This is a genomic window from Microvirga sp. P4_G7 (assembly GCF_056401005.1).
In genome coordinates this window covers 1-3,725 of the sequence record NZ_JBFUKD010000362.1, presented here as the reverse complement: position 1 = coordinate 3,725, position 3,725 = coordinate 1, and the positions used below count along the sequence as shown (strand labels likewise).

Below are 3,725 nucleotides of genomic sequence, written 5' to 3'. Positions count from 1 at the left end.
GCGAGGAAAGGCGCAAGGGGCGTCCCCTTCGCCGCTCCGGGCTCGAAACCGTCCTTGACGACGCACTGCCATTCCGAGCGATCGAGGGCGATGCGGCCACTTCGACGATCCGCCTTGACGGTTTGAATCGCGCGGCCGTTTTCTCTGCGGACCCGAAGCGACAAACCTGCCCGTCGCAGGGCTTCATCCGGGGTGTCGTAATAGACTGCGTGAAGGCGGGCCCGGTGATCGGTCGGCGCTTTGTCGCGAGAAAGGAGGGGGTGCTGCCTCAGCAGGGCAACATGCTCGACATCCAGCTCGAGCTTCAGTTCGATCTCACGGGTCGCTTTATCTTGTTCGACTGCACTCATGAAAAAGCCGCCGCGATGATCCTCGCGACGGCTGAATTAGCGCATTTCGGTCGCCCGGCAATGAAGGGCGGCGCCATGTGCAAGTGAATCGCCAGCTTTTGCTGGTCGCTAGCTCTTGGCGGCGGGCTCTTTCTTGTTGAAGGCGCCGCGCAGGTTGTCCCACAACTCCACCTTCACGCCATTGCGCTTCATGATGAACCCTTGCTGGATAACCGAAAGCAGGTTGTTCCAGGCCCAGTAGATCACGAGACCGGCAGGGAACGAGCCGAGCATGAAGGTGAAGATCACCGGCATCCAGGCGAACACCTTCTGCTGCACCGGGTCCGGCGGCGCCGGGTTCATCTTCATCTGCAGCCACATGGTGATGCCCATGATGATGGGCCACGCACCCAGCAGCAGGAAGTGGCCGATCACGGGAACCGTGCCCGGATCGAAGGGAATGAGCCCGAACAGATTGAACACTGTCGTCGGATCGGGCGCCGCGAGATCGCGGATCCAGCCGAAGAACGGCGCGTGCCGCATTTCGATCGAAACGAACAGCACCTTGTAGAGCGCGAAGAAGACCGGAATCTGGATTGCGACAGGCCAGCAGCCCGCGACCGGATTGATCTTCTCCTTCTTGTAGAGCTCCATCAAAGCCTGCTGCTGCTTCACCTTGTCGTCGGCGAAGCGCTCGCGGATGGCCGCCATTTCAGGCTGCACGGCCTTCATCTTTGCCATCGAGCGATAGGATTTGTTCGCGAGCGGCAGGAAGAAGATCTTCAGGATGACGGTGACGAGAAGGATCGCGACACCGAAATTGCCGAAGAGCCGGTAGAAGAAATCGAGCACCTTAAAGAGGGGCTTGGTGATGAAATAGAACCATCCCCAATCGATCAGCAGATCGAAGTTCTTGATCTGCAGGTTGTTCTTGTACCCGTCGATGACGCTGACTTCCTTCGCGCCGGCAAACAGACGCTGGGTCACTTCTGTCGTGGCGCCGGGTTGAATGGTCTGCGCGCCACCGAGGACATTCGCCTGATACACCGTGTTCGCCGGGTTGACGCGCGCGGTGAACGAACCTTGGAAGGGTTGCGTTTGATCGGGAACGACGGTCGCCGCCCAATATTTGTCGGTGATGCCGACGAAGCCGCCGGTGACACCGTCCCAGATCTTTCCGATCGTGGTCTGACCCGGAATGGGTTCGGCCTTGTCGAGATTCGCGTAGGTGACTTCCTGCAGGCCCTGGTCGCCGAGAACGCCGACCATTCCCTCGTGCAGAACGTAGTAGCCCAACGTTGCCGGACGACCGTGGCGGGAGACGAGGCCGTAGGTGTTGAGCGTCACCGGAGACGTGCCGCGGTTCTCGACGGCATCCTTCACGGTGAACATGAAATCGTTGTCGACCGCGATGACGCGCCGGAAGACCAGGCCTTGGCCGTTGTCCCAGGTCAAGGTCACAGGCGCGTTGGGAGCAAGGGTCGTCTTGTCCGCGGTCCAGACGGTGTCGGGACCGGGAGACGCGCCTGCAGGGGCGCCGACCCAGCCGAACTCCGCGTAATACGGCGTTGCGGTGCCCGAGGGCGAGAAGAGCACGATATTGGGGCTCTTCGGGTCCACGGTTTCGCGATAATTCTTGAGCGAGACGTCGTCGATACGCGCACCGCGCAGGTTGATCGAACCGTAGATCGCGGGCGTATCGAACTTCACGCGCGGCGAGCGGGCAAGCGCGGCATCGCGTGATTCGACCGTGGGTGCGGCGGGAGCGGTGGGAACCGTGCCCGGGACCGTGGCGGGACCTCCAGCCTGGCTCGGCGAGGCCGTCTGGCCTGCCTGCCCTCCGGACTGGGCCTGTTGAGCCTGCTGCGCCGCCTGGCGCTGCTTGTCCGCTTGCGGGGCGGCATAGAAGTACTGCCACCCGAGGAGAACCATGACCGACATGGCGATGGCGAGAATGAGGTTCTTATTGTCCTGGCGCATGGGTGCTTCCGCGACGGTCGCCGTCGGTAGGTGGTGGGGACGAATCTCGGGGGCGTTCCCCGGCTCGCGGGCCTTTCGGCTTCGTCACGATCCGGAGCGCCCGCTGAAGATCATCGATGAGGGTAGCGTATTCAGCGGTCAGAATGTCGCGGCGACCGATCACCACGATATCGGCGTTCACGGCGGAATGCTCAACTCCCGCGCGCTGGTAGGCGGTCCGCAGACGACGCTTGATCCGATTGCGCTCGGTGGCGTGTCCAACCCGCTTCGTCACCGTCAGCCCAACCCGCAGACCCAAGCCTGGACTTGCATCGTCGCGAAGGCGGCCTTGAACGGTCATCCTGTCCGTATGAAAGCGGCGGCCAGAGGCCGCCGCGACGAAGTCAGGTCTTTTCGTCAGGCGCCCGACCGGTTCTGCGCGATGGTCGCGCACGGACAGGTCCTTTGCCGCGTTACGCCGAAAGGCGCTTACGGCCGTGTGCGCGACGAGCAGCGATGACCTTACGGCCACCCTTGGTCGCCATGCGCGCACGATAGCCATGGCGGCGCTTGCGAACGAGCTTGCTCGGTTGATACGTCCTTTTCACGGCTCATCTCCGGTCACATGGCAGGCACGCCTTCATGGACCGCGCCTGTCGTGGAAAATAGGGGAAAAACCCCGAAACTGTTTGCAAAAAAGATCAGCGCCCGAGACGAGCGCTGTCAGCTCGCGGCTTATGACGGAAGCAGCGGGCAAAGTCAACGCTGCACTTGATCCGTTCCCGCCACGCGCGTCTCGTGTCCGGGGGTGTGACGCCGGTCCGGCTAAGCTCTACATAGGACGAGCAGATCGACGAGGCGGCGTGACCGAACCCAGGCAAGATATTCCGTTAGAGGCCAGGCAGGAAGCCCGTAAGGGAGGCTTTGCCCGTTGGATTCCCTTGATCGTGACCCTCGCCGCGCTTGGATTCGTCCTCATGTCCGGGGTGCACGGTTATCTCAGCCTCGAACGGCTCGTCGAGGGACGAGAACGCCTGGAAGCTCTGGTCGCTGCCCATCCAGTCGGTTCCGTCGCCCTTTTCGCGGGACTCTACGTGACGGTGGTCGCCCTCTCGATACCGGCCACTGCCTTTCTCGGGATCGTCGGAGGTTTCCTGTTCGGATGGCCGCTCGGCACCGCCGTTGCAGCCGCCTCCGCGACCGCTGGCGGGACGATCTTGTTTCTCACCATTCGGACGGCTTTCGGCGATCTGTTGACCCGGCGCGCCGACTCGCGGGTCGGGAAGCTGGCAAGCGGATTTCGGAGCGGTGCCTTCGGTTACCTTGTCTTTCTGCGACTCATGCCCGTCGTCCCGTTCTGGGTGACGACGTGGTCGGCGGCGTTCTTCGGAGTCCGCCTCAGAACCTTTTTTCTAGCCACGTTGGTCGGCATTGTTC

Annotated in this window: 5 protein-coding genes; 1 reads left to right on the top strand and 4 read right to left on the bottom strand. The window is 62.4% G+C overall.

Annotated features, from left to right (window positions below; translation table 11 throughout):
- The 4 genes from AC1DT3_RS14595 to rpmH form a co-directional block, all read right to left on the bottom strand.
- Positions 1-350, bottom strand: a 350-nt coding sequence (locus tag AC1DT3_RS14595) for a CYTH domain-containing protein (protein WP_477465968.1), incomplete at its 3' end; no start/stop codon positions are given.
- Positions 351-458: 108 nt separating this feature from the next.
- A complete protein-coding gene (gene yidC, locus AC1DT3_RS14590) occupies positions 459-2,309 on the bottom strand; it encodes a membrane protein insertase YidC (RefSeq protein WP_477465967.1) in 1,851 nt (616 codons plus the stop codon).
- The gene (gene rnpA, locus AC1DT3_RS14585) at positions 2,293-2,742 is read right to left on the bottom strand and encodes a ribonuclease P protein component (protein WP_477465966.1); all 450 of its coding nucleotides are present in this window, start codon (positions 2,740-2,742) and stop codon (positions 2,293-2,295) included. The genes yidC and rnpA overlap by 17 nt, the downstream gene beginning before the upstream one ends.
- A gap of 19 nt (positions 2,743-2,761) precedes the next feature.
- On the bottom strand, positions 2,762-2,896 hold the full coding sequence (gene rpmH / locus AC1DT3_RS14580) for a 50S ribosomal protein L34 (protein ID WP_038364779.1): 135 nt from the start codon (positions 2,894-2,896) through the stop codon (positions 2,762-2,764).
- Between the two features lie 255 nt (positions 2,897-3,151).
- On the opposite strand from rpmH, the gene AC1DT3_RS14575 reads away from it, so the two are divergent.
- On the top strand, positions 3,152-3,725 hold a 574-nt coding region (locus AC1DT3_RS14575), incomplete at its 3' end, for a TVP38/TMEM64 family protein (protein WP_477465965.1).

Bases quoted from the DNA above. Each gene is read 5' to 3' on its own strand.
- yidC (WP_477465967.1), bottom strand. From the start codon at position 2,309: ATGCGCCAGGACAATAAGAACCTCATTCTCGCCATCGCCATGTCGGTC.